This window comes from Streptomyces sp. PKU-EA00015 (assembly GCF_013387495.1).
Taxonomy (GTDB): domain Bacteria; phylum Actinomycetota; class Actinomycetes; order Streptomycetales; family Streptomycetaceae; genus Streptomyces.
The window spans coordinates 162,433-184,150 of the sequence record NZ_JABZEE010000004.1 but is presented as its reverse complement, the minus strand read 5'-3'; the positions used below and the strand labels follow the sequence as shown (position 1 = coordinate 184,150).

Annotated in this window: 19 protein-coding genes; 11 read left to right on the top strand and 8 right to left on the bottom strand. The window is 72.4% G+C overall.

Going from position 1 to position 21,718, the window contains the following annotated elements; all coding sequences use genetic code 11:
- Positions 1–102: 102 nt before the first annotated feature.
- Entirely contained in the window at positions 103–2,646 is a 2,544-nt protein-coding gene (locus tag HW130_RS04580; RefSeq protein ID WP_177148090.1) for an AMP-binding protein, read from the bottom strand.
- Between the two features lie 277 nt (positions 2,647–2,923).
- On the opposite strand from HW130_RS04580, the gene HW130_RS04575 reads away from it, so the two are divergent.
- The 3 genes from HW130_RS04575 to HW130_RS04565 are packed head-to-tail and all read left to right on the top strand — an operon-like array spanning position 2,924 to position 6,591.
- Positions 2,924–3,943, top strand: coding sequence for an iron ABC transporter substrate-binding protein (locus HW130_RS04575; protein ID WP_177148089.1), 1,020 nt, complete (start codon positions 2,924–2,926; stop codon positions 3,941–3,943).
- Positions 3,944–3,949: 6 nt separating this feature from the next.
- A complete protein-coding gene (locus tag HW130_RS04570) occupies positions 3,950–5,554 on the top strand; it encodes an iron ABC transporter permease (protein ID WP_177148088.1) in 1,605 nt (534 codons plus the stop codon).
- The gene (locus HW130_RS04565) at positions 5,551–6,591 is read left to right on the top strand and encodes an ABC transporter ATP-binding protein (RefSeq protein ID WP_177148087.1); all 1,041 of its coding nucleotides are present in this window, start codon (positions 5,551–5,553) and stop codon (positions 6,589–6,591) included. Before HW130_RS04570 ends, HW130_RS04565 begins: the two co-directional genes overlap by 4 nt.
- A gap of 62 nt (positions 6,592–6,653) precedes the next feature.
- Here HW130_RS04565 and pip read toward each other — a convergent pair whose 3' ends face one another.
- Positions 6,654–7,619, bottom strand: a complete 966-nt coding sequence (pip, locus tag HW130_RS04560; RefSeq protein WP_177148086.1) for a prolyl aminopeptidase — start codon at positions 7,617–7,619, stop codon at positions 6,654–6,656.
- Positions 7,620–7,985: 366 nt separating this feature from the next.
- Positions 7,986–8,321 (bottom strand): hypothetical protein, encoded by a 336-nt coding sequence (locus HW130_RS04555; RefSeq protein WP_256355849.1) that lies wholly within the window; start codon positions 8,319–8,321, stop codon positions 7,986–7,988.
- 248 nt (positions 8,322–8,569) lie between these two features.
- Between HW130_RS04555 and HW130_RS04550 the strand changes: the two genes are divergently transcribed.
- From HW130_RS04550 to HW130_RS04545, 3 genes are all read left to right on the top strand, one after another.
- The gene (locus HW130_RS04550; RefSeq protein WP_177148085.1) at positions 8,570–9,799 is read left to right on the top strand and encodes an MFS transporter; all 1,230 of its coding nucleotides are present in this window, start codon (positions 8,570–8,572) and stop codon (positions 9,797–9,799) included.
- A 49-nt stretch (positions 9,800–9,848) separates the two neighbouring features.
- Positions 9,849–9,983, top strand: coding sequence for a hypothetical protein (locus tag HW130_RS35645; RefSeq protein WP_256355848.1), 135 nt, complete (start codon positions 9,849–9,851; stop codon positions 9,981–9,983).
- A 208-nt stretch (positions 9,984–10,191) separates the two neighbouring features.
- The gene (locus HW130_RS04545; protein WP_177148084.1) at positions 10,192–11,019 is read left to right on the top strand and encodes an SDR family NAD(P)-dependent oxidoreductase; all 828 of its coding nucleotides are present in this window, start codon (positions 10,192–10,194) and stop codon (positions 11,017–11,019) included.
- Between the two features lie 186 nt (positions 11,020–11,205).
- Here the strand turns inward: HW130_RS04545 and HW130_RS04540 are convergent, their stop codons facing one another.
- Positions 11,206–12,288 (bottom strand): C45 family peptidase, encoded by a 1,083-nt coding sequence (locus tag HW130_RS04540; RefSeq protein WP_177148083.1) that lies wholly within the window; start codon positions 12,286–12,288, stop codon positions 11,206–11,208.
- Positions 12,285–13,742 carry a cytosine permease gene (locus HW130_RS04535; RefSeq protein ID WP_177148082.1) on the bottom strand — a complete coding sequence of 486 codons (1,458 nt, stop codon included), beginning with the start codon at positions 13,740–13,742 and terminating at the stop codon, positions 12,285–12,287. The genes HW130_RS04540 and HW130_RS04535 overlap by 4 nt, the downstream gene beginning before the upstream one ends.
- Before the next feature lie 68 nt (positions 13,743–13,810).
- Between HW130_RS04535 and HW130_RS04530 the strand changes: the two genes are divergently transcribed.
- Together HW130_RS04530 and HW130_RS04525 are read left to right on the top strand one after the other, a co-directional pair.
- On the top strand, positions 13,811–14,512 hold the full coding sequence (locus HW130_RS04530; protein WP_177148081.1) for a TetR/AcrR family transcriptional regulator: 702 nt from the start codon (positions 13,811–13,813) through the stop codon (positions 14,510–14,512).
- Between the two features lie 313 nt (positions 14,513–14,825).
- Positions 14,826–16,448, top strand: coding sequence for an amidohydrolase (locus HW130_RS04525; RefSeq protein WP_177148080.1), 1,623 nt, complete (start codon positions 14,826–14,828; stop codon positions 16,446–16,448).
- Positions 16,449–16,576: 128 nt separating this feature from the next.
- Here the strand turns inward: HW130_RS04525 and HW130_RS04520 are convergent, their stop codons facing one another.
- Positions 16,577–17,095 carry a GNAT family N-acetyltransferase gene (locus HW130_RS04520; protein WP_177148079.1) on the bottom strand — a complete coding sequence of 173 codons (519 nt, stop codon included), beginning with the start codon at positions 17,093–17,095 and terminating at the stop codon, positions 16,577–16,579.
- Here HW130_RS04520 and HW130_RS04515 point away from each other — a divergent pair.
- Positions 17,094–17,720, top strand: coding sequence for an XRE family transcriptional regulator (locus HW130_RS04515; RefSeq protein WP_177148078.1), 627 nt, complete (start codon positions 17,094–17,096; stop codon positions 17,718–17,720). The two genes, HW130_RS04520 and HW130_RS04515, sit on opposite strands and share 2 nt — an antisense overlap.
- A 138-nt stretch (positions 17,721–17,858) precedes the next feature.
- Here HW130_RS04515 and HW130_RS04510 read toward each other — a convergent pair whose 3' ends face one another.
- Positions 17,859–18,059 (bottom strand): type II toxin-antitoxin system VapB family antitoxin, encoded by a 201-nt coding sequence (locus tag HW130_RS04510; protein WP_177148077.1) that lies wholly within the window; start codon positions 18,057–18,059, stop codon positions 17,859–17,861.
- A gap of 210 nt (positions 18,060–18,269) precedes the next feature.
- Here HW130_RS04510 and HW130_RS04505 point away from each other — a divergent pair, with 210 nt between their 5' ends.
- Both HW130_RS04505 and HW130_RS04500 read left to right on the top strand, forming a co-directional pair.
- Complete coding sequence (locus HW130_RS04505) at positions 18,270–18,719, top strand: SRPBCC family protein (RefSeq protein WP_177148076.1); 450 nt, start codon at positions 18,270–18,272, stop codon at positions 18,717–18,719.
- A gap of 472 nt (positions 18,720–19,191) precedes the next feature.
- Entirely contained in the window at positions 19,192–21,150 is a 1,959-nt protein-coding gene (locus HW130_RS04500; RefSeq protein WP_177148142.1) for an ABC transporter ATP-binding protein, read from the top strand.
- Positions 21,151–21,274: 124 nt separating this feature from the next.
- Here the strand turns inward: HW130_RS04500 and HW130_RS04495 are convergent, their stop codons facing one another.
- Positions 21,275–21,682 carry a DUF2267 domain-containing protein gene (locus HW130_RS04495; RefSeq protein ID WP_177148075.1) on the bottom strand — a complete coding sequence of 136 codons (408 nt, stop codon included), beginning with the start codon at positions 21,680–21,682 and terminating at the stop codon, positions 21,275–21,277.
- Between the last annotated feature and the right edge of the window lie 36 nt (positions 21,683–21,718).

The following is a 21,718-nucleotide window of genomic DNA, read 5'->3' as shown; positions in this document are numbered from 1 at the left end:
TGCACGCCTCGACGGCCGGCCGCTTACGGTTGCGAAGCGCGCCTGGGCGCCTTCCCGCCTGACCGGCGTCACGTCAATCGCCGCTCGTCGGAGCCTCGGCGGCTACTCCGCGCCGGCCCGGGCCGTACGCCGCAGGCGGAGCGAGGGGCGCCGGCGCATCAGCCGGGTTGCCACCGCCGCGTAGCCGATGCCGAACAGGAGTGAGGCGCCGAACGCCACGACGGCGAACTGGTCCTCCAGGCGCGTGAAGACCTGCCAGTGCGTCACGTAGATGTAGAGCGAACTGCCCGCCAGGACACCCGCGACACGGTTGACATAGGCCGGGCTCGGCAGTTGGCGGACCCACACCAGCAGCACCAGGCCGGCCATGACGACCGCCTCGCGGGCGGGCTGCCCGAAGAAGCCGGGAACTGTGGCAAGCACCGCCGCTGTCACCAGCAGGCGCTGCCACGCCGTGGTCGCCTTCGCCGCCGCCCAGCCCATGGCGAACAGCCAGAAGACGGTGACCGCCAGGGGGACGTGGCCTCGGGCGTCGAGGCCCAACAGGTCGTAGCGGCCGACGAGTCCGAGTGCCGTCAGGGCCATCGGAACGGCGAACGGGTACCGTCTCTCGGCGCGGTCCGCCTGTGGGAGGGCGAGCACCGCCGCCACGACGACCAGTGTGTAGAGAAGGGCCTCGATGAACCAGAAGCCGTCGTGCGTCCCGAGGAGGCTGGTGAGCAGCAGGACGTTGGTGGGCCCGTAGTCCCCGGTGAGGAGCGCCACCAGCGCGAGCCAGGCCATGCACGGGAGGGCGATCCGGGCGATGCTCCGCGCCGTGTTCCGCAGGCGTTCAGGGCGGTGGGCCTCGGTGAGGTGGAAGCGGGCGAAGTTGTACCCGGCCACACCCAGCAGCACATGGGCGCCGCCCTTGACCATGAAGAGGTGGATGTGCGAACCGACGATGAGCACGATGGCGAGGGCGCGCAGAGCGACTCCGGTCTCCAGGGTGCGCATGCGGCTGGGGGTCTTCTCGGCCCGCCCGGACTGCTGCCGGAGTTCGCGGATGGGGAGGATGTGCCAGTCGTCGGGCAGGCGGCCGAGCGCTTCCTCGAGGTTGAGCGACATCTCGACGTAGGAGAGGGAGTCCCCGCCCAGGCCGACGAACGTGCTGTCCTCCGTGACGTCGTCCCGGTCGAGGACCGTCGCGTAGAGGCGGCACAGGTCGACGGGCTCGTCCGTCGGCGGAACCGGCGCGGCCGTCTCCGGCACGGCCAGTTCGCGCACGGTCCGGTAGTCGATCTTGCCGGTGGTGAGCCGGGGCAGTTCGGCGAGGACGGCGACGCGTACGGCTCGGGCCGGAAGGCCGCAGGCGCCGGTCACCAGGCGCCGTACGCGGCCGGTGTCGACAGCGCCCTCCCCCACTACGGCCACCACCAGCCGGTCGTCGTCACCCGCGCAGCATGCTGTGACGCCGTGCCCGGCGAGCATGGTCTCGACCTGCTGGGGGTCGATCCGCAGGCCGAGGATCTTCGCGAACCGGCTGCGGCGCCCGACGAGTTCGTACAGTCCGTCGGGCGCCCGCCGTGCGATGTCACCGGTGTGGAGGTCCTCGACGGTCCGGCCGAGTGCGAGGTCCTCGGGGCCTTCGGCGTAGCCGAGCATGACGTTCGGCCCGGAATACACGAGCTCTCCGGTGTCGTCCTCGGGCCATTCCGGCCGCGGCTCCAGCCGGATGGAGCCACCGGGTATGGGGACACCGGCGGCCTCGGGACGTGAGACGGCGAGTTCCGGCGGGAGGTAGGCCATGCGGGCGGTCGCCTCGGTCTGGCCGTACATGACGAACAGGTCCCAGCCGGCGGCCCGGCCGAGGGCCGCGTAGCGCGCGACCCGCTCGGGCGCCATCCGACCGCCGGCCTGGGTGACGTAGCGGAGGTGGGGCAGCTCCATGGTGGCGAAGCCGACGCGGTCGAGCAGGTCGAAGGTGTACGGGACGCCGGCGAGCGTCGACCCCCGGCCGTCGCGGAACAGCTTCCAGAAGCAGGAGTCGGCGACGGACAGGTCGGTCAGGATCAGGCCGGCACCGCGCAGGAGGTGGCTGTGGACGACGGAGAGCCCGTAGCAGTAGTGCAAGGGCAGGGTCGTCGCCGCGCGATCGGTGTCCCGGATACCCAGGTATCCGGCGATGGCCTCGGCGTTGGACTGGATGTTCTCGTGCGACAGCCGGACGAGCTTGGGCGATCCGGTCGAACCGGAGGTGCTCAGCAGCAGCGCCAGCTCGGGGTGCAGGGAGTGCGCGGAGTGGGTGCGCCGCTCGTCGAGGACCCACTCGCCCGCGTCGGGGCGGGCGACGACATCGGGGTCGTACGCGTCGATCAGCGACTGAACGGCGGCGGTGTGGTCGCCGGGGACCAGGAGCACCGGGTGTCCGGCCGACAGTGCGGCGAGATGGACGACGAGGGCGTCGAGGGTGTTGGCGCCGACGAGGAGGATCAGGCGTCTGGACGGGCCGAGCCGCCGGACGGTGGTCTCCACCCGGGCCGCGAGTTCGCGGTAGGACACCGTGCCGTCGGCGGTGATGACCGCGGTTCGGTCGCCGTGCGCCGCGAGACCGGCGGCGAAGGGGACGGTTCTGGTGCCTGGGAGCAGGTGGGGAGGGGCTGTCACGTGCGCATCTTAGGAAAGCCTTACTTTCTTTGACAGTCACAGAAACATCACAGGTGATCCACAGGGGCCACACGGGACACATCTGGCCCTCCCGGCGCACAAGTTGACATCACGTCAGAAGACGCGTCCGAAACGAGACAACACCCCTCTTGACGTTTAGGTTAGCTTTACCTTATTCATAGGTCGTTCACAGGTTCCTCCGCGGCACCGCTACGCCGCTCGCTCCCTGACGACGCGACGCGCGGCGGCGGAAGCGAGCCATGCAGGAAGGCATCCCATGCGACGCCCCTTGGTCCGACGTCTCGCCGCGGTCGCCGCGGCAGCCGTACTCGCTTCCCTGGTCGCGGGCTGCGGCAGTGACGAAGACGACGCCGGGCTCGTGATCTACTCCGGTCGCAACGAGAAGCTCGTGAAGCCGCTGCTCGAGGACCTGGAGAAGGCCATCGGCACCACTGTCGCCGTCCGCTACGGCGACAGTGCCGAACTGTCCGCGCAGATCCTGGAAGAGGGCGAGAAGACCAAGGCGGGTCTGTTCTTCTCCCAGGACGCCGGCGCTCTCGGAGCCCTCTCCACGCAGGGACGGCTGCAGAAGCTGCCGCAGGCGTCGCTCGACCGGGTCGAGGCGGCGTTCCGCGGTGGCAACGGCGACTGGGTGGGCACGTCCGGGCGCGTGCGCGTCATCGCGTACAACCCGGGCAAGGTGGCCAAGGCCCCGGACAGCGTCCACGAACTGACGAAGCCCGAGTGGAAGGGCAAGATCGGATACGTCCCCACCAACGCCTCGTTCCAGTCCTTCGTGACCGGGATGCGCGTCCTGGAGGGCGACGACGCCACCCGTACGTGGCTCAAGGGACTCAAGGCCAACGACGCCAAGGTGTACGAGAACAACCTCAAGGTGCTCGAGGCCGTCGGCGAGGGTGAGGTCTCCCTCGGCCTGGTCAACCACTACTACTGGTACGAGCAGGTCGCCGAGAAGGGCGAGGACAAGGTCGGCGCGAAGATCCACTTCCTTCCGGGCGGCGACCCGGGCGCGCTCGTCAACGCGGCGGGCGTCGGCATCCTCAAGGGCAGCAAGCAGGCACCGGTCGCGCAGAAGGCGGTGGACTTCCTCCTCTCGAAGCAGGCGCAGACCTACTTCGCCGAGGAGACCAAGGAGTACCCGCTGGCCGCCGGGGTCACCAGCACGGTGAAGGGCCTGCCTCCCCTGAAGTCACTGGAGTCGCCGAAGATCGACCTCGGCCAGCTGGAGTCGCTTCAGGAGACCCTGAAGATGCTGCAGGACGTCGGGATGGTCTGAGTCGACGTGCACACCACGGAACCTTCCGTTCCGACGGATTCCGTCGCCCGCCCGGCCGGTCCTCTCCGGCCGGCCGGGCGACGCCCGCGTGCCGCGGCCGGCCCCGGGCGCAGACCGCCCGCCGCCCTCGTCGTCCCGGCCGCCGTCGCAGCGCTGTTCGCGCTCCTGCCACTCGGCTACCTCGCGGTGCGCGCACTCGACCGCGGACCGGCCTTCGCCTGGGACGTCGTCGCCGACCCGCGCACAGCGCTTCTGCTCGGCCGCAGTCTGGGACTCGCCGCCGTCGTCGTGACAGTGTGTCTGGTGCTGGGCGTGTCCCTGGCGTGGCTGACCGTGCGCACACGGCTGCCGGGTGCCAGGGCCTGGTCGGTGCTGGTGACCCTGCCGCTGGCGGTGCCCAGTTACGTCGCGGCGTTCGCCTGGCTGTCCGCGTTCCCCGCACTCTCCGGGTTCACGGGCTCCGCACTGGCCCTCACACTGGTGAGCTTCCCGTACGTCTACCTGCCCGTCACCGCCGCTCTGCGCGGCATCGATCCCGCGCAGGAGGAGGTGGCCCGCTCGCTCGGGACCGGGCCGCTGCGCACCTTTGTGCGGGTCACACTGCCGCAGATGCGCCCCGCGGCGGCGGGTGGCTCGGTGCTGGTCGCCCTGTACGTGCTGTCCGACTTCGGTGCCGTCTCGCTCATGCGGTACGACACCTTCACCCGTGGCATCTACACGTCCTACCGGGCCAGCTTCGACCGCACCCCGGCCGCCGCGCTGAGTGCGGTCCTCGTGATCATGACGGTCGCGCTCGTCGCCGCGGAGGCACGCAGCCGAGGACGCGCCGGTCATGCCAGGACCGGCACCGGCACGGCGCGTCCGGCCGTCCCCGTGCCGCTCGGTCCCTGGCGGGCGCCCGCGCTCGCCTGGTGCGCCGCGGTCACCGCGGTCACCGTCGTCATTCCGCTGGCGACACTCGCCTACTGGCTGGCCGTCGGCAACTCCGCGACCTGGGATCCCACGGGCCTGCTCGACACCGCCGGCACGACGCTGGCGGTCGGCGCCGCGGGAGCGGCACTCACGACCCTGCTCGCCGTGCCGGTCGGGGTCGTCGCCGCCCGCCACCGGGGCCGGACCGCGTCTCTGCTCGAACAGTCCGCGTACGCGGGCCACGCCCTGCCGGGCATCACCGTCGCCCTGTCGCTGGTCTTCTTCGCCGTCCGCTACGCCGAGCCCCTCTACCAGGAACTGCCGCTGCTGGTCGGCGCGTACGCCGTGCTGTTCCTGCCGGTCGCGGTGGCGGCCACCCGCGCCGCGGTGCTCCAGGCCCCGCCGGTTCTGGAGGACGTGGCCCGCTCGCTCGGCCGCGGCCCCCTCCGGGTCCTGCGCGAGGTCACCGTGCCGCTGGCCGCTCCCGGCGTCGCGGCGGGAGCCGCCCTGACCTTCGTGGTCTGTATGAAGGAACTGCCCGCCACCCTGCTGCTGCGTCCCACCGGCATGGACACCCTGGCCACCCGGCTCTGGACGGAGACCGGGACCGGCTCCTTCGCCGCGGCCGCCCCTTACGCCGCCACGCTGATTCTGCTGGCTGCCGTCCCCTCCTACCTCCTCGGGAGGCACCGCACATGACCGGCCTTCAGATCACCGGTGTGTCCAAGGCGTACGACCGGGAAGCCGGTGCGCCTGTCCTCGACGGCCTGGACCTCACCGTCCCGGGTGGCGCGTTCGCGGCCGTACTCGGGCCCTCGGGCTGCGGGAAGACCACGTTGCTGAGGATCGTCGCCGGGTTCCTGCGCGCCGACGCGGGGACCGTCACGGTCGGTGGACGCATCCTCACGGCACCGGGCACTCATGTGCCGCCGGAGCACCGCCGGGTCGGCATCGTCCCGCAGGAGGGCGCCCTGTTCCCGCACCTGACCGTGGCACGCAACGTCGCCTTCGGCCTGCCCGGGCTGGACCGCACGGCCCGGAGGCGGCGTACGGAGGAGATGCTGGACCTGGTCGGCCTCGGCGGATACGGCGACCGCATGCCGCACGAGCTCTCCGGCGGCCAGCAGCAGCGCGTCGCGCTCGCCCGCGCACTGGCGCCGGAACCGGAACTGGTCCTGCTCGACGAGCCGTTCAACGCCCTCGACAGTGCCCTGCGGGCCGGTGTCCGGACGGATGTCCGCGCCGCCCTGCGGGCGACCGGCGCCACCGCGCTCCTGGTCACCCACGACCAGCAGGAAGCCCTCTCCACGGCCGATCTCGTGGCCGTCGTACGGGGCGGCAGGGTCGCCCAGTGCGACACCCCCCAGGAGCTCTACCGCAGTCCGGCGGACCCCTGGGTGGCCGGCTTCGTCGGCGACGCCGTGCTGCTGCCGGGCACGGCGGACGACGGCTGCGCCGAGACGCCGCTCGGGCGCCTCCCCCTCTCCCGCACGCCCGGCGCGCCGGCCGGCACCGTGGTGCTGCGTCCGGAGCAACTGCGACTCACCGCACCGGAGTCGGCAGCGGCCCGGGGCACGGTGTCGCAGGTCGACTTCTACGGCCACGACGCCATGGTCACCGTGGACGTGGACGGCCTCGACGAGCCGGTGGAGGTACGCGTGTCGGGGCCGGTGGCCGTGCGTCCCGGGGACCGTACGGGCGTCCGTGTCACGGGCGAGGCAAGCCTGCACACGTGACCCGGTCGCCCCCGCCGGCGCGGTGGCCCGAGGGAACGGGCAGTGGTTCGCGGGGCGGCTGCTCAGCGCTCCGGCTGCGCGAACCGCTCGAACGCCCCGTACATCGCCGTGCGCATCGCGGCACTGCCCAGGTGTCCGGAGTCCTCGACGACCACCAACTCCGCACCGGGCCAGGCGCCGGCGAGTTCCCAGGCCGTGTCGAGCGGCCCGCTCATGTCGAGGCGGCCGTGGATCAGGACGCCGGGGATGCCCGCCAGACGCCCCGCGTCCCGGATCAGCCTGCCTTCCTCCAGCCAGGCCCCGTGGGCGAAGTAGTGCGAACAGATCCGCACGAACGCCAGCCTGGCCGGGGACGGCCTGTCGCCGTACGGGTTGGGCCGGCCCTGGGGCTCCGCCGAGACGACCGCGTCCTCCCAGGCGCACCAGTCCGCCGCCGCCTTGGCGCGCACGTCCGGGTCGGGGTTCTCCATGAGGCGCGCGTAGGCCCCGACGAGATCGCCGTCCCGGTCGGCCTCGGGAACTCCGTCCCGGAACCGCTCCCACGCCTCGGGGAAGAACCGGCCCACTCCCCGGTAGAGCCAGTCGATCTCGTACCGCCGGGTGCTGGTGACGGCGACGAGGACGATCTCGGACACCCGCTCGGGATACCGCTCGGCGTACGCGAGACCGAGCGTGGACCCCCACGAGCCACCGAAGAGCAACCACCGCTCGACGCCCAGGTGTTCCCGCAGCCGCTCCATGTCGGCGATCAGGTGCTCGGTGGTGTTGAGCCCCATGTCCGTGGCGGGGTCGCTCGCGTGGGGTGTGCTGCGTCCGCATCCGCGCTGATCGAAGAGGATGATCCGGTACCGCTCCGGGTCGAACGACCTGCGCGAGCCCTCCGTGCACCCCGAACCGGGTCCGCCGTGGACGACGAGGGCGGGCTTGCCCGCCGGGTTGCCGCACACTTCCCAGTAGACGAGGTTCCCGTCGCCGGTGTCGAGCATGCCGCGGTCGTAGGGTTCGATCGGCGGGTACGGCGCGGCCATGGCGTGGCTCTCCTTCGTCGCGTGCGTCGACAGGCACAAGCCGACCACACTACAAGCCGACCACTGGCCGACGGTACGGAGATTGCCGGCGTCGCGCGTCGCGCGTCGCGCGTCGCTCGCCGGGCGGCGGGCGACGGGCGACGGGCGACGGGCGACAGCGCTCAGACGGTCCATGTCCCGTCGCGCATCAGGCCCGTCGGCCGCGCAACTCGTGGCCACCGCCGCCTGAGGGGGCCTGCCGGTCGTGTGGACTCGCGCCGTGGCCGCCGGCAACGGCTGCCGGTCGTCGGGGCCGGATCATGGAGGGTGATCCGGCCCGCAGCGCCCTGGTCCGCCCACTGTCCGGCGCGGATGCCCGCCTGCGGATCACAGGCAGCGGGTGATCCACCGCTGGAGTGCGGCGTGGGTGGTGTCGTCCAGCGTGCACAGTGCCTCGATCGCCGCCAGATCGCCCGGAAGCGGCGCGATGCCCGCGGTGGTCAGCGCGGCGTGCAGGTCCAGGCGACGCCGGTCCGCCGGCTCCAGTGGCAGGGAGACGCGCCGGCCGGGGTCGGGGGCGGGCAGCACGTAGTCGCCGGAATCCAGGCCGTCGTAGGAGATGTGCGACGTCCCGGGGTCGTCGACGAGGGCTCCGGGGAAGCGGTAGTGGTCGAACGCCGAGCTCGCGACCGGAGCGATGGTGGATGCCTGTCCGCTGTTCATGCGTACCTCCTCGGTGTCGTGCAACTGATGAGGAGGACTGCCGGACTGGTTCGCGCAGTTGCGGTGCGGGCCGTTTACCACCCGAATGCCCCCTATGACATCTCGTCACATGAGAGACAAACATATGTGTGCGAGGCGCAAACGGCTCGCCACGCCCCCGGTGTGAACCCACCCACCGCCCCAACGGCCTGCTAGAATCACGTGAGTTGGCCTTCGGCGCGGCAGTGCACGCGTCCGGAGGTTTTTTCATGCCCTCTGACGCCCCCGCTCCCACGTCGCCCTCCGTGCCCACCACCGGCTATCGCGAACTGCTGCGCAACAGCGAGTTCACCGGCCTCTGCTCCAGCTTCACCTTGTCGGTCGCCGCGAGCACCCTGTCGGGCTTCGCACTCGGCACCCTGGTCGACCACGAGACAGGTTCGCCCTTCCTGACGGCCGTGAGCATGTACGGCGCCACGTTCGCGACGGTGCTCGGAGCGCTGACCCTGATGTCGGTCGCGGACGGGAGGCGGCCGCGACGGACCGTCGTCGCGCTCCAGTTCGCCTCGGTCGCGGGCGTCGCCGCGCAGGCGGTTCCGGGCCTGCCACTGACCGTCCGGTTCGGACTGCTGCTGGTGCTGGGGTTCTTCCAGTCGCTGGCGACCGGCACACGGCTGGGGCTGCTCGCGGAGGTCGTGCCGGCCTCCGCGTACACTCCGGCGCGTTCGCTCATGAACATCACCTCCGGCGGCACGGCGATCCTCGGCTACGCCCTCGGCGCCGTGCTGCTGCGACACGTCGGCCCCCAAGGACTCTTCACCGTCGCCGCGGTCCTGAACGGTCTCGGGCTCGTCGTGGTGGCGGCCACCGTCAGGGAGCACTCGATCCGTCTCACCAAGCGCCCCGGACTGCGCCGTACTTGGAGCACGAACATCGCGCTCTTCTCCCACTCCGGCCGACGGGCGCTCCTGCTGAACCTGTGGGTTCCCAACGGGCTGATCGTCGGTTGCGAGGCCCTGTTCATCTCCTACGACCCCCGCGGTGCCGGCCCTCTCCTGGCCGCCGGATCGGCAGGCATGCTGCTCGGGGACCTGACCGTGGGCCGTCTGCTCACCGCCGACCGGCGACGCCGCTGCGCCTTCCCCCTGCGGCTGCTGCTCGCCGCCCCGTTCCTGCTGTTCGTGACGTATCCGCCGGTGCCCGTCGCGGCAGCGGCCGTGTTCGCCGCCGGCGTCGGCTTCGCCGCCACCCTGCCTCTGCAGGAGCAGCTCCTCGAGCTGACGCCCGGCCCGGTCCGCGGTCAGGTTCAGGGCGTCGAGTCCGCCGGCCGGATGACCTGCCAGGGTCTCGGTGCGGCGGTCGCCGGCGGCGTCGCCCACCACGTCGCCCCCGGCACCGCGATCACCGCCCTCGCCGCGGTGTCGCTGGCGATCACCGTCGTGTCGCGCCCGTTCGTGGCCCGCGCCCGCACCGTCGGTGGGGAGGGGACGGGCACGTGAACGCGTTCGCGCCGGCCGATCCGGAGCCCGTGCAGCCCCTCCGGGCGCCGTGCGCCCCCGCGCTGTTCCAACTGCGCTGGTCCGGGCGTCGGTCCGGGCCCACGACGAGGACCCGGCCGCACGCCTCGTCGTGGAGGAGGCCGAGCGCCGCGTCCTCGACCGTCGCCGCAACGGTGACGCCTGAGCCGTCGGCGCCCCGGTTCTGTGAACCGGGGCGCCGATGGCACGTGCGTCCGTGAACAGGGTGCGCTGCCCTTCGTCGCGCAGCAGTTGGGCGAAGACCGGAGCGAGCGGACCGCGTGCGTCGGGTGCCCGGCAGCCGTGCCTGGTGGTGGCGACACCAGGCTCAGCACACACTCCCGGGCCCCGCACGCGCCTGTCAGGCTGCCGCCATGAACCGACGCACCGTCCTGATCACCGGCGCGACCCAGGGGCTGGGCCGCGGCATCGCACTCCACCTCGCCGCTCAGGCACACACCGTCCTGCTCCACGGCCGCGACCGCGCCCGCCTCGACGCCGTCGCGGCCGAGATACGCGCCACCGTCCCCGACGCCCCCGTCCGCATCTACCTCGCGGATCTGTCCGACCTCGACCAGGTGCGCGCGATGGCCGCCGGCGTGCGGGAGCGGGAGCCACGGCTCGACGCCCTGGTCAACAACGCGGTGGCCGGCGGCGGTTCCGAGCCCCTGCGGCGCGAGGTGAGCAGGCAGGGGCACGAGCTGCGCTTCGCCGTGAACCACCTCGCCCCGTACGCTCTCACCCGCGAACTGCTGCCGCTGCTCACCGCGTCCGCGCCGGCCTGCGTGGTGAACGTGGCCTCGATCGGCCAGGAGGCCGTCGACTTCGACGACGTGATGCTGGAGCACGGGTACGAGGGGCTGCGCGCCTATTGCCGCAGCAAGCTCGCGATGATCATGGCGACCTTCGAGCTGGCGGCCGAACTCGCCGGCACCGGTGTCACGGTGAACGCCCTTCACCCGGCGCATCTGATGGACACCGAGGGCGTACGCGCATACGGCCTCACGCCTGTGACCGGCGTCGAGGAGGGGGTACGGCCGACCGTCCGGCTGATCACCGATCCGGCTCTGCAATCCACGACCGGCCGCTACTTCGACCAGTTCACGGACGCCCGGGCGCACGAGCAGGCCTACGACGGCTCTGCTCGGCGTCGCCTCATGGAGCTGACCCGCGCTCTGGTCGGACAGTCCGTGCCCGAGTGAGCACCGAGGCCCCCGGGTGGTCTCGAAGTCCGCCCGTCCGGCCACGCTCGCCGCGATCACTCGTTTCGCGGCGGGACACGGGCCGCGATGGCGTGCCGGACCCGACCGGGGCGCTCACCGACCCGGACACACCGGCGAGCCGGGCCGCGGGGCCACCGCGGACCGGCTCCTTCGCGTGCGGCCGGCTCAGGGCATCGGCGCGGTGACCGGTGTCCACGCCGACGGCCGTGCCGAGCACGGACCGCCCTCGTGCACCTGGAGCCGCCGTTCTGCCGGGTCCACCGCGACGGTGGCCAGCGTCGCCCATCGGGTGCCCAGCGCGCCTCCCTCCGGTGCGTGGCAGCACACCTCGGCGCCGTCGTCCCGGTGGGCCGTGAGCAGTCGGGCGAGGTCGTCGGGCCCGTCGGGACCCGGACGGCCGAGCACCCGCGCCGTGAGCAGGCGGTGCCGGTCGTAGGTCTCCGGCGCGCGCCGCCCGCGCAGTTCACCGGTGGCGAGGGCGGGATCGAGGAAGTGGTTGGTGCGCACGAGCCACCCTCGGTCGTCCGGCGTGATCACCGCGGAGCCCGCCGGGCTCGTCTCGACGGACGCCGCGCGGTCGGCGGTCACGACGGTCATGACCGTCGAGGCGGAGACCGGAGCTCCGGTGAGGATGCCGACGGCCTCCTCGAACGACCCTGCGGTGCCGAGGACATGGCGGGCCACGAGGTGGACGGGCACGCCGGTGGCCGCGTCGTCCCGGTGACCGAGGATGTTGAACAGCACGCCCACCCCGGCGTCGTTGACACCGATCTTCGCGAGGATGCCGTGCTCGGTGATGCCCGCGAAGTTCCGGGTGCCGCCGCTGACGGTCTGGATGTGCCAGGCGTCGGCGAGTTCCTCGTGCCAGTCCCAGCACTGGCCGCCGGTGGTCCGGGTGCCGGTGCGGACCAGCGTGGAGCATTCACCGGCGCGGGGCGCGCCCGCCTCGGCGAGGATCTCGGTGCGTGCGTTGAGCGCGGCGATCGTCCAGAACGGCACTCCGGCGCCCTCGGCGACCCCTTCCATCTCCTCGACCGGCTCCGGCGCCCACGCGCGGGTCGCGTCGGCCGTGCGCCGGGCGAGCGCGGGAACGTCGAGCGTCCTGCCGCTCCCCGCCGCGACGGTCTCGAAGAGCTTCGCGTAGACGCCCCACGCTCGGGCGATTTCGTCACGGACCCGGCGGCCGCGTTCGTGGCCACGCTTCCACGGACTGTCCCCGGCGATCCGCAGGACCGTACGGCCGCTCATGCCCCGGCCCTCGCGGCGAGCACAGTGCGGTCGTTGCGCATCAGGACGGCGTAGACGAGCGCGGAGACGGTCATGCCGGCGGGCAGGGAGAGGTCCAGGCCGCCCAGGGCAGCGGCGATCGGACCGGTGTAGAGGGTGTTGACGCAGAGGGCGGCCGCGGTCACGCCCGCCATGAGGCCGACGACGCCGGCCCAGTTGACGCCGGCGGTGTACCAGAACGGGCTCCGGGGAGTCTCGTCCGTGAGCGCCAGGCCGTCGTAACGGCCCTTGCGCAGCACGACGTCGGTGGCGTAGACGGCCATGCCGGGGCCTATCAGGACGACGATCATCTGGAGGGCGTTGCTGACGGTGTCGAGGAAGTTGGAGACGAGCAGTCCGTACAGAGTCATGGAGACGGCGGCGATTCCGTCGAAGATCACGCTGACGGAGCGGCGGATGCGCAGGCCGACGGCCTGGAGGGCCAGGCCCGCGCTGTAGGCCGTGAGGGCGTTGATGGAGATGGTGCCGAGCACCAGGGCGAGCAGGAACACGGGGGTGAACCAGCCGGGCAGGATCGTCTCGAGACCGCGCTGCGGGTCGGTCATGTCGACGGCGGTCGCGGCGAACGCGCCCAGGGAGCAGACGATGACGCTGGGCACGAAGGCGCCGAGCGCGGTCCAGCCGGCGACCGCCTTCCGGGACGTCGAACGGGGCAGGTAGCGGGCGAAGTCGGCGCTGGTGGTGTAGGACAGCGGGCCCGAGGCCATCATCGTGAGGGCGGCGATGACGGTCGCCCACAGGTCGAGGCCGGTCAGCGGCTCGGCGGGGGTGTACGAGAAGTCGGTGTGCCCGATCACGCTGTAGGCGACGACGGCGAAGGCGGCGGCCAGTCCCAGGGTGATCGGAAGGTAGAGCTTCACGATCAGTCCGTGTCCGACGACGCTGATGGTCAGGGTGATCGCGGCGATGACCACGACGACGGCGACCTTGACTCCCGCGCTCGCGGGGATGCCGGCCCTCTCGACAAGGGCGAAGGCGGCGACCGCTGCGGCGGCCAGGTTGAGGGCGAAGTAGCAGACGGAGACCGTCCAGCCGACGAGGGCGTTCTGCACCCGGTTGCCGATCACGCCGAAGAGGGCCCGGGTGATCACCTCACTGGGGGTGCCGGAGGCCGGGCCGGAGGTGGCGACCAGTCCGGTGAACACCCACAGGAGGTTGCCCGCGATGATCACGGCGACGGCCTGCCAGAGGTTCAGGCCCATGAGGACCAGCGCGCCTCCGATCACGAGGCTGAGGTAGTTGACGTTCGCCGCGGCCCAGACGGAGAAGAGCTCCCGGGGGCGGCCGCGCCGTTCCGCGTCGGGGATGTGGTCGATGCCGTGGGCCTCGATACGGCCCGCGCGGTGCTCGGGCGGCGCGGTCGCCTCGTGCGCGGCGGGCGCGCCTGGGAGCGGGTCGGGAATCGTGGACGCCATGGGGCCCTCCGGGTGCTGGTCTACCCACCTGCTTGCTTATTGGTCGCACACTCAATAGTATCCGGGGTATGTCGTCAAGCGTTCAGCGCAAACGAGTTCGCAAATCTCCGGAGGCCCGACGTGCGGAAATCGTCGAAGCGGCCGCGGCCGTCGCCCTGATCGAAGGACTGGAGTGCGTCACGCTGCGGCGGATCGCCGAAGAGCTCGACGTCCGGCCGGGGCTGATCAGTCACTACTTCCCGTCGGCGGAGGACCTCGTGGCGGAGGCGTTCGGCAGCGCCGCGAGCGCCGAGCTCGACACGCTCCTGCCGGCCGGGGGACCGGACGGGACCACCCCCACCCAGCGCCTGGCGCGGTTCTTCGCGCACGCGACGGGCGAGGCGTACGACAACATCAGCCGGCTCTGGATCAACGCACGGCACCTCAGCCGCTACCGGCCCGTTCTGCGCGACCGGGTCGCCGCGCAGGAGGCCGCCTGGCGCGAGCGGCTGGCAGACCTCATCCGCGAGGGCGTCGAGCGCGACGAATTCCGCACTGGTGACCCGTATGTGACGACCATTCAGATCCTGGTGGTACTCGACGGCCTCGGCGCCCATGCCAACACCGACACCAGCAACCGGCCCGAGGCCGTGACGCGCATGGCCGTCACGACGGCGGAGCGCGAACTGGGCCTGCCTGCCGGCATGTTGGCCCCTCCGCCCACCGACTCCGCCGGCCCTGGCACGGACACGGACACGGACACGGAGGCCGGGCCTGCCGCCGGATCCTGAACCGGACACGGACCTCGGGCCTTCCGCCCACTCCGGCCCGGACACCGCCGCGGCACCGCCCCCGACTCAGGAACCGGACACCGATTCGGGCCTGTCGCCGGCTCCGGCCCGGACACTGCCGCAGGCCCTGCCGCCGGACACCGATCCCCGGTCTGCGACCCACTCCTCAACCGGACACGGACGCCGTGCCCGCCGCCCGCTCGGCCGAGCCATCGACACCGGCCTGGGCAGCCGGCGGTCACGGCCCCGTCCGCCGCGCCGTCCGGTACCCCCAACCTCCCCTCTCCCCCACCCCCTTCTTCGAGGAGCCGCTGTGCGCACCCCTCTCGTCCTGCTCTCCGGCCGCCTGCTCGACCCGGTCACCGGCGAGTTCCTGCCGGAGACCGCCCTGTCGGTGTCCGCAGGACGGATCTCGGCACTGGGAGACGACCGCCGGATACGGGCGCTCGCGGACTCCTCGACGACGGTGGTCGACCTCAAGGGGGCCGTGGTGACCCCCGGCCTGGTCGACGGGCACCTCCATCCCGTCTCGGGCGCGGAGTTGACGCACGGTCTCGACCTGTCGGGCTGCACCGACCTGGCCCAGGTGCGCGAGGCACTGGCCGGCGCGGTGCGGAACCTCGCCCCCGGCGCGTGGCTGCACGGCTGGGGCCTGGACCCGAACGTCTTCGGGGGCAGGCCCGTCGAAGCCGCGGCCCTGGCACCCGTGCTCGACGGCGTCCCGGCGCTTCTCCAGCTCTTCGACGCGCACTCCATGCTGGCGAGCCCGCGCGCGCTCGAACTCGCCGGCGTCGACGGGCCGCGGACCTTCGACCAGGCCGCCGAGGTCGTCTGTGACGACAAGGGCCGCCCCACCGGCCTGCTCCTGGAGGACGCCGCCTGCGAACTCGTCGAGCGTGCCGCCCCCCGGCCGACGCGCGAGGAGCGCCGCGCCCGGCTCGCCGCCGCCCTGCGCGGCATGGCCGCGGCGGGACTCACGGGCGGCCACGCCATGGACGCCAACGGCGACAGCGTGGCCCTCTACTCCGACCTCGACGCGGCCGGAGAGCTGCCGCTGCGGCTGCGGGTCGCGCCCTGGTGCCAGCCCGGCACCGACGCCGACGGCCTGCGCGCGCTCATCGAGCAGCAGGGCGCCGGCGGTGCGCTGTGGCGGACCGACGGGGTCAAGCTGTTCATGGACGGCACCGTCGACAACGGCACCGCCTGGCTGGAACGCCCCGACTGCCACGGCGAGTCCGCCCACGCCTTCTGGCCGGACCCCGAGGCCTACACCGCCGCCGTGGGCGAGTTCCACCGGGCCGGCGTGCCCACCGCCACGCACGCCATCGGTGACGCCGCCGTACGGCATGCCCTCGACGCGGTCGAGAAGGCGAGGGCCGCCGGGGAGCGCGGGCCACGGCACCGGATCGAGCACATCGAGACCGTGCCCGACGACACTCTGAGCCGCTTCGCCGAACTCGGCGTCATCGCGTCCATGCAGCCCACCCACTGCTGCGACTTCACCCGCGCCGACCACACCGACAACTGGTCGCGCCGCCTCGGCGAGGAGCGCGCCTCGCGCGCGTGGCGCTGCCGCGACCTGCGGGACTCCGGCGCCACCGTGGTCCTGGGCTCGGACTGGCCGATCGCGCCCTACCCGCCGCTGGGCGTCATGGCCGGTGCCCGCCACCGCAGGCCGAGCCGCGACCTCACCCAGCCCCCGCACCGTCCGGAGCAGGCGCTGACCGCGCTGGAGGCCCTCCAGGGCATGACCATCGACGCCGCCTACGCGGCGGGCGAGGAGCACGAGGCCGGCCGGATCGCCGTGGGCTTCCGCGCCGACCTGACGGTCCTCGCCGACAACCCGCTCACCACCGCGGCCACCGATCTGCCGGACCTGCCCGCCCTCCTCACGGTCCTCGACGGCCGTCCCACGCACCGCGACGCGAGTCTGTGACGCGCTCCGTCGGGTACCGCAGGTTCCGGTGCGGGGCCGCCGTCCGCGGACGGCGGCCCCACCGCACATCCCGCACCCGGCCGGTCACGGCCACGGCCACGGCCATCAACGAAGCATCCGACCGGCCGTCAGGTCAAAGGCAGCCTCATGATCGTCAGATCCAGCCACCGCCCGAACTTGATGCCGGCCTCCCGCACCGTGCCGACGTGCTCGAATCCGAAGCGCTCGTGCAGCCGGACCGACGCGACGTTGCCCGCCTCGATGTCGGCGATGACGGTGTGGTGCCCGGCCCTGCGTGCCGACGAAATGAGCCCGGCCAACAACGCCGAGCCCACACCCAGCCCGTGCCGGTCCTCGCGGACGTAGACCGAGTCCTCGACCGTGTGCCGGAAGCCTTCCAGCTCCCGCCACGGGGCGTAGACCGCGAAGCCGGCGACCTCGCCACCGGCTTCGGCCACCAAGGCCGAGCCGCGGTCCAGGTGCACGGCGAGCCAGGCGGCGCCCTCGGCAGGCGTCTGCTTCGTCTCCGTCCACAGGGCGGTCGAGTGCTCGATCGCGTGGTTGCGGATGGCGAGCACGGCGTCCAGGTCGCCGGGGGCCGCCGGGCGGACCTTCACCGCGCCGGGCTTCTCGTATATTGGAACCATGTCCAATATAGTAGATCCTCTGGTCGGGCAGATCGCCGCACGCGTCCGCACCGAGCGGGAGCGGCGCCGGTGGACGCTGGCGCAGCTCGCCGACGCCTCGGGCGTCTCCCGCGCCATGATCCACCGGATCGAGCGCGGCGAGAGCAGCCCCACCGCCGTCGTGCTGGGCAAACTCTCGGCCGCCTTCCAGCTCAGTGTCTCCTCCCTGCTCGCCCTCGCCGAAGGCTCGACCGGCACCGGCGACGGCGAGGCTGCCGAGCGGGGCGGGCACGGCACGGGCACGGCCGCGGGTGTGCGCCGGAAGACCGACGCCGCTCAATGGCGCGATCCGGCGACGGGCTACCGCCGACGCCAGATCACCGGGCCGCACTTCCCCGCGGAGATCGCGGAGATCGATCTGCCCGTCGGGGGCCGGGTGCCGTATCCGGCTGCCGCGTTCGCCTTCGTCCGCCAGGTCGTCTGGGTGCTCGACGGCCGGCTGACCTTCCACGAGGGCGACACGGTTCACGAACTGGAGGCGGGCGACACCATCGAACTGGGCGATCCCGTCCCGTGCGTCTTCGCCAATACCAGTGGCGGCGCGTGTCGTTACGCCGTCGTCCTCGCCCGGGGCGAGAGGCCGTGACCCTCTCCCGCGGCGGCACGTTCCTCCTCGCCTGCACGGCCGGTACGGCGATCGCGAACAACTACGCCGTCCAGCCCCCGCTCACCGACACGCGGCCGCTGTTCACCCGACGGCCGCCCGGCGCACCGCGGAAGGCGATCAGCCCTGCGGCTCCTCCGGCCGGCTCGCGGCCTCCCGCAGCTTCCGGTCCGTGAACCCGGTACGGGTCTCGGTGCGATGCCCGCGGGCGATGTAGTCGCGTACGACTGCCTCGACGGCGTCCTGCGGGGATCCGATCCCCGCCAGGACCATCACTTCCACGACCAGCTCGGCATCGAGACTGATGTTGACCTCGGCCACTCCGCCCCCTCCGTCCTATTCCCTCCGGAACTCTAGTCGTTGGGAGGACTCTGGTCGGCGCCGATGGTGCAGGAGGGGCCGATCCGGCGGCCGAAGAAGCCGCGGCAGGCATACGGGCCGTCGCCTCGGGTACCCGGGGCGACGTGGAACCCACGCCCGTGGCATCCCTGACGCCGCGGGCACCAAGTCACCACGGAAGGACGGCATTCGATGTCGAAGGTCGAGCAGTCGATCGAGGTCGGTGTACCGGTCAGCACGGCCTACAACCAATGGACCCAGTTCGAGACGTTCCCGCGCTTCATGGAGGGTGTCGAGCGGATCGAGCAGCGGACCGACACGCTCACCCACTGGGTGACCGAAATCGCGGGCGTCAAGCGGGAGTTCGACGCGCGGATCACCGAGCAGATCCCGGACGAACGCGTGGCGTGGACCACCGTCGACGGCGACGTGCGACAGGCCGGTGTGGTCACTTTCCACCGTCTCGACGACGCGCGCACGAAGGTGATGCTGCAGATGGACTTCGACCCGGCGGGCATCACGGAGAACGTCGGCGACAAGCTGGGGTTCGTCAAGCACCGGACGTCCGGTGACCTGAGCCGCTTCAAGCAGTTCATCGAGTCGCGCGGCGTGGCCGACGGGGCCTGGCGCGGCACGGTCTGACGTCCCGGGGCTGTGCCCCCGTGAGAGCGTCGCGTGAGGTGTACCGCCGGCGGGGAAACCGCCCGGCGGTACACCTATGTCGTGACCGGGCCCGGTACGGGGCCGGCGCCTCACGCCGGTCATCCCTTCACAGCACCCGCAGTCAGGCCCTGGACGATGTGCCGGCCGGCGAAGGCGAAGAGCACCATGGTGGGCAGGATCGTCAGGACCGCCGCCGCGGACATCGAGACGGAGCGCCGGCTGCACACGTACCGTCCGCCCATCAGTGAGGACGCCGTGCACCACGAGCGCTGACGCGCGGGGCCCGGACAACTGCGCCACGACCGCCGGTAGCAGAGGCAGTTGCCCGAGCGCGTTCTGTGGGCATCTCCTTCCTCATGACCGATCGAAGAAGCCCGGGGAACGACCTGTTACCACCTCCCGCCGCCCCGCGGGGTGATGCCGCGTGAAGAGGTATCTCGGACGCGTGCGGATGGCCGAGCCGAAGGTCTCGGCAGCCGAGGAGGAGCTGTTCGGGGGGCCGCTCCGGTACGACATGGGCTGGTCCGAACACGAGCGCGCCGCGCTGGACCTGACCATGGTCACGGCCATCCGGGCCATGCCGCGGCTGGTGTTCGGGACGCTGCGCCGGGCCTGGCGCGCGGACCGGCCGTCACTGCTGGGTGTCGGGATCAGCGAGGTCGGGCAGGGTGTCGCCGCGGCGGTGACCCTGCTGGCGGTCAACGCGGTGATGCACGCCCTGCTCGGCTCCGGCGACCCGGTCGACCGGCTGCGCGCGGCGCTGCCCGCCCTGATCACCGCGGCGGCCGTCGCCGTGGTCAACGCCGGCCTGGCGGGCTGGTCCACGTCCCGGGCCGGGCGCCTGGAGCCGCTCGTGGAGCGGATGGCCACCACCGAGTACCTGGCGGCGGCCACCGCCGTGGAGCTGGAGGCGATCGAGGACCCGGCGTTCCGCCGCCTGATCGACGTGGCGCAGTACGGGGCCGCCTCCGCCCGGCGCATGATCGGGGCCTGCGTCGCCGCGCTCAACGGCACGATCGCCCTGATCGCCACGGCCGGCGTCCTGACGGTCCTGCACCCCGCCCTGCTGCCGATGCTGCTGCTGATCGCGGCGCCCCGCGGGTGGGGCGCCATGCGGGTGGCCCAGGAGCGGTACGTGTCGGTGATGACGTGGGTCGAGCACGTACGGGCCGGCCGCCTGATCGGCAGTCTCCTGACCGAGCGCACCGCGGCCCAGGAGGTGCGGATCCATGCCGTCGGCGCGTTCCTCCTGGACCGCTACCGCGACATGGCCGAGAGCGCCGAGGCCGAACAGAGGCGGCTCGCCGACGACAAGGCGGTCACCGAACTGGTGGCCGCGGCGCTCTCCGGCGTGGCCATGGCCGGTACCTACGCCGTGATGGGGTGGCTCATCGTGACCGGGCACATGGAACTCGCGGTCGCGGGCACCGCCGTGATCGCCGTCCGGTCGGGCTCGGCGAGCCTGGGTGCGCTCGTCATGAACGTCAACCAGCTGCACGAGGAGTCCTTGTACGTCCAGGACCACGACCGGTTCCTCGTCGAGGCGGCTCGGCACGCCATCCCCCGGGGCGGAGCGTGTGTACCCGCGCGGGTGGACGGCATCGTCCTGCACAAGGTCTGCTACCGCTACCCCGACCGGGACGAACCGGCGCTGGAGGACGTGTCGCTGTCCGTCCCGATGGGGTCCGTGATCGCGGTGGTGGGCGAGAACGGGTCCGGCAAGAGCACCTTGATGAAGATCCTCGCGGGGCTGCTGCTGCCGCACTCCGGGTCCGTTCGCTGGGGTGGTGCGGAGCTGGCCGGGCTCGATCGCGCGCAGGTCTTCGAGCGGGTCTGCCTGCTGACGCAGGACTTCCAGCGCTGGCCGGTGACGGCCGCGATGAACATCCGGATCGGGCGCCCGCAGCACGACGCCACCGACGAGGAGTTGGAGCCGTCGGTCGGCTATGCCGGCGCGTCGCCGGTCGTCGCGAGGCTTCCCCACGGCCTGCGCACGCTGCTGGCCCGGGTGTTCCGCGGCGCCTCGGAGATCAGCGGCGGCGAATGGCAGAAGATCGGCCTGGCCCGCACGCACTGGCGGGCCGGGACCAGCGGCGCCGACAGCGTCCTGATCGTCGACGAACCGACCTCCGCGCTGGACCCGGAGGCTGAGATCGAGGCGTTCGAGCGCATCCGCCGTCTCGCGGGCCCCCGGCGAGCCGTCGTCCTGGTCACCCACCGCATGTCCGGCGTGCGGCACGCCGACACGATCTACGTCCTCGGCCAGGGCCGCATGATCGAACACGGCAGCCATGACGAGTTGATGGCCGCGAACGGGCGCTACGCCGCCATGTTCCGCACCCAGGCGGCCCAGTACGCCCCGACCGGCAGCCGTACGGTCCCCCGGCCCGGGGCACCGGCCGACGCGTGACGCCGCGGAACGGCGCATCGGCCGGTCCGGCCGGCGCGTGCACCCCAGGGGGTGCACGCGCCGCCTGGCGTACCTCGGTGTGGTGACGCCCCGGCTCCGGGAGGCGCGGCGCGGTGCCGGTCGTTCACGCGGCCGCGGCGGGAGCCGGGGCGAGTTCGGCCAGGCCGAACAGGAGGGCGTAGCCGCGGGGCAGTTCGGCGAGGATGCGGCGGGTGAGGTCTTCGCCGGCGTGCTGGGCGAGGAGTGTCAGGACCGTGCCGGTGGCCCAGCGGGCCTCGGGACGGCCGAGGGCGAGGCGCGCGGCGACCGCGTCGACGAAGCCGGGTGCGCTGAGCGGCTGGGTCAGCGGGATCTGACGGCTGATCACCGCAGCCGCTTCCTCGGGCAGCAGGCCCGCGAGTTCGCAGCGTTCGTCACTGCTGACGTGTCCGCCCAGGACAGTCAGCACCGCGCGCAGAACGCGTTCGGCTTCGGCGCCGGTGGCATACCGGCCCGAGTACCGCACCTGCTGGACGAGTTGCTGCCAGTGCACGTTGGTGGTCCTTTCTTGACAGGCAGTCCGGACACC

Excerpts from the sequence above, each read along its gene's own strand:
- pip (WP_177148086.1), bottom strand. The coding sequence starts at position 7,619 with ATGGCCGCGCCGTACCCGCCGATCGAACCCTACGACCGCGGCATGCTC.
- HW130_RS04565 (WP_177148087.1), top strand. The coding sequence starts at position 5,551 with ATGACCGGCCTTCAGATCACCGGTGTGTCCAAGGCGTACGACCGGGAA.
- HW130_RS04555 (WP_256355849.1), bottom strand. The coding sequence starts at position 8,321 with ATGAACAGCGGACAGGCATCCACCATCGCTCCGGTCGCGAGCTCGGCG.
- HW130_RS04575 (WP_177148089.1), top strand. The coding sequence starts at position 2,924 with ATGCGACGCCCCTTGGTCCGACGTCTCGCCGCGGTCGCCGCGGCAGCC.
- HW130_RS04505 (WP_177148076.1), top strand. The coding sequence starts at position 18,270 with ATGTCGAAGGTCGAGCAGTCGATCGAGGTCGGTGTACCGGTCAGCACG.
- HW130_RS04540 (WP_177148083.1), bottom strand. The coding sequence starts at position 12,288 with ATGAGCGGCCGTACGGTCCTGCGGATCGCCGGGGACAGTCCGTGGAAG.
- HW130_RS04520 (WP_177148079.1), bottom strand. The coding sequence starts at position 17,095 with ATGGTTCCAATATACGAGAAGCCCGGCGCGGTGAAGGTCCGCCCGGCG.
- HW130_RS04535 (WP_177148082.1), bottom strand. The coding sequence starts at position 13,742 with ATGGCGTCCACGATTCCCGACCCGCTCCCAGGCGCGCCCGCCGCGCAC.
- HW130_RS04530 (WP_177148081.1), top strand. The coding sequence starts at position 13,811 with ATGTCGTCAAGCGTTCAGCGCAAACGAGTTCGCAAATCTCCGGAGGCC.
- HW130_RS04550 (WP_177148085.1), top strand. The coding sequence starts at position 8,570 with ATGCCCTCTGACGCCCCCGCTCCCACGTCGCCCTCCGTGCCCACCACC.
- HW130_RS04500 (WP_177148142.1), top strand. The coding sequence starts at position 19,192 with ATGGCCGAGCCGAAGGTCTCGGCAGCCGAGGAGGAGCTGTTCGGGGGG.
- HW130_RS04515 (WP_177148078.1), top strand. The coding sequence starts at position 17,094 with ATGTCCAATATAGTAGATCCTCTGGTCGGGCAGATCGCCGCACGCGTC.
- HW130_RS04545 (WP_177148084.1), top strand. The coding sequence starts at position 10,192 with ATGAACCGACGCACCGTCCTGATCACCGGCGCGACCCAGGGGCTGGGC.